4 protein-coding genes are annotated in these 2,367 nt (G+C 71.1%); 1 reads left to right on the plus strand and 3 read right to left on the minus strand.

All coding sequences use genetic code 11. The annotated features are described in order from the left end of the window. Window positions 1–137 precede the first annotated feature (137 nt). From G6R24_RS20290 to G6R24_RS20300, 3 genes are all read right to left on the minus strand, one after another. Window positions 138–815 carry a nitroreductase family protein gene (locus tag G6R24_RS20290; protein ID WP_163550738.1) on the minus strand — a complete coding sequence of 226 codons (678 nt, stop codon included), beginning with the start codon at window positions 813–815 and terminating at the stop codon, window positions 138–140. Window positions 816–907: 92 nt separating this feature from the next. Continuing rightward, window positions 908–1,207 carry a hypothetical protein gene (locus tag G6R24_RS20295; protein WP_163550739.1) on the minus strand — a complete coding sequence of 100 codons (300 nt, stop codon included), beginning with the start codon at window positions 1,205–1,207 and terminating at the stop codon, window positions 908–910. Then, window positions 1,204–1,467, minus strand: coding sequence for a hypothetical protein (locus G6R24_RS20300; RefSeq protein WP_225438855.1), 264 nt, complete (start codon window positions 1,465–1,467; stop codon window positions 1,204–1,206). Before G6R24_RS20300 ends, G6R24_RS20295 begins: the two co-directional genes overlap by 4 nt. Window positions 1,468–1,988: 521 nt before the next feature. On the opposite strand from G6R24_RS20300, the gene G6R24_RS20305 reads away from it, so the two are divergent. Then, window positions 1,989–2,367: acyltransferase family protein (locus tag G6R24_RS20305; protein WP_163550741.1), on the plus strand; the 379-nt coding region annotated here is incomplete at its 3' end.

Consider the following 2,367-nt stretch of genomic DNA (forward strand, 5'->3'; position numbering starts at 1 on the left):
TCAACTCCGGCGTTGGATCCCGTCGCCGGACGGGATTTCGGCGTCCACCGCCCTGACCGGTGACGTCGGCCATCCGGGCTACCGTCGGATTTCTTTGCTTCGGTCTTTCCGGTGCCGACAGGGGGCCGAAGGTCGGCTCAGGTCGTGCTGGTGCCGAAGGCAGGGCCGTCGAAGGTGTCCAGGTGGGCGAACTGGGCGACGGGACGGCGGGTGAGGCGCCGAGGCTGGCGGGTCGGGTAGCCCAGGGTGAGCACGGCGGCGATCGCGTGGTCGGCCGGGATGCGCAGCAGCTCGGCGAGACGGGGTTCGCGCCGCACGGCGAAGGTGGTCAGAGTGCCGCCGAGGCCGACGTCACGGGCGGCGAGCAGGATGTTCTGGGCGAACGGGTAGATGGACGCGCCACCGACGACGCTGTGGCGTTCCAGCTCCACGTCGGTGACCGCGAGCGCGGTGAGCCGCACGACCAGCACCAGCAGCACCGGCACCTGGTCGAGGTGGTCGACGAACGGGCTCGGTGCCGGCGTGCGCGCCGCGGCGTCGAGGTCGATGGCGGGACCCTGCCAGCGTCCGTCCGGACCCGGCGCGAACGGGCGCACCCCGGCGTCACGCTGCGCCACGTACTCCCGCCAGCCGAGCTGGGAGAGGTCACGCAGTCGCGGGTCGCGCAGGACCAGCACCGTCCAGGGCTGCTGGTTGCCACCGCTGGGCGCGAACCGGGCCGCCTCCAGCACACCCTCGAGCACCTCGTCGGGGACCGGTTCGTCGGTGAACCCCCGCACGGCCCCGGCCGTGCGCATCGCCTCGCGCAGCTCCATGTCCCTGAGCCTGGCCAGCGTCGGGCCTGGCCAGCGTGGGGCCTGGCCAGCGTCGAAGCGGGCGGCGGTGGTCGGTTTCGGTCGGGCCGCGATCAGGCCGGGCCGGCCGGACGTGTCGGCCAGCCGGAACCCGAGGGTGGTTCGGCGCCGGGGCCGAAGCCGGGAGCCCACACGTCCGGGATGTGTGGGCAGCGCAGCACTGGTCGGTGCAGGGTGAGCCGCGGCAGGCCACGGCGGGTGGCGGCTCCGGTGCGTGCGGCGCGCAGGGTCCGCGCGCGTTCGCGGCGGCATCGGGGGCAGGTGGGGAACAGCGCGCGTACCTGCGGCGGCGGCCCGGTCGGCCCTTCCGACGTTTCCGATCCGTCCTGCTCGGGTGGTGGGTCCTCGCTCATGCCGATACCGTTCCGGTGCCACCGCAGCGCGGGCAGGTCACCTCGTCGGAGCCGTCGAACGAGCCGCTACGGTCCATCTCCGCCTTCGGGATGAAGAGGTCGCCCGCGCCTGAGCAGCGCGGGCAGGTCAGTACGCCGAGGTCGGCCGCCACCACCTGGTCGGCGGTGTAGGTGCGCCCTCCACGTTTCTGCCCGTTGCGGCCGGTGCTGCTGCCGCCGGACGTGTTGCCGTTCTTGTCTGCATGCCGACCCCAGGTCACGGCTGCCTCCGTCGTGCGCATCGCAGCCGGTGTTCGTCCGGAAGATTAACTGCGTTGTGGGCCCAGCGGAGGCGAGCGGCTCGGCTATGTAGTCAATCTAAACAGAACGCCGGCACTTTGGGGGTCGGGAGTGTCCGGGTCAGTGCCCGCGGTGACAGGGGTGGGCCGCAGGTGCCGGTGCGGGTGCGGTGCGTCGGACACTGGGTGTGATCGCGGCGGGTGTTCGGACGGGGCGCTGTTTACCCCGTCCGAACTAGACCTTGACGTAAGGGTATGTTTAGCGCGGTGTCGGTGCGGTCAGACCCGATGCGCGGGACCAGGAAGGAGCGGACGGCAGGCCGGATACGCAGCCTACGGACGAGCCTTTGGTTCATGGCCGGCACAGCCGGCCACCGCCACGAATCCGTGTTCCGCGGTCGCCCTCGTGGGCACCCCCGCGCGGGCGTCCGTTGGACGAGCGAGAAGCGAGAAAGGACACGGTGACGCAGAGAACATCGCCTCGACCGGTAGGCCGTCATCGGATGATTTCCCCGCAGCGGACCGGCGCACCCTCACGGTCCCGGGCCAGCCTGCCCGCGCTGACGGGTCTGCGGGGAGTCGCGGCAACCCTCGTCTTCTTCCGCCATATCGATGCGGAGGTGGCGGACACGCTGCCGATCGGCCCCCTCGGCGACATCGGATATGCGGGAGTCTCGTTCTTCTTCGTGCTTTCGGGTTTCGTGCTCACCTGGGCGGCCGGGCCCACGTCACGCGCTCGTTTCTACTGGCGCCGGTTCGCCCGGGTCTACCCGCTGTATCTGGTCGCGGTCCTGTTGTGGTTCGCGGTTGCCTGGCCGCTGGGAAAGCTGGGTGAGTTCGGCTCGAAACCCATCGCCGTGTTGCCGAGCCTGTTGTTGGTCC

Source organism: Candidatus Frankia nodulisporulans, assembly GCF_902806475.1.
Lineage (GTDB): Bacteria > Actinomycetota > Actinomycetes > Frankiales > Frankiaceae > Frankia > Frankia umida.

Coding starts and splice junctions, on each gene's coding strand:
- G6R24_RS20290 (WP_163550738.1), bottom strand. CDS start 815: ATGGAGCTGCGCGAGGCGATGCGCACGGCCGGGGCCGTGCGGGGGTTC.
- G6R24_RS20295 (WP_163550739.1), bottom strand. CDS start 1,207: ATGAGCGAGGACCCACCACCCGAGCAGGACGGATCGGAAACGTCGGAA.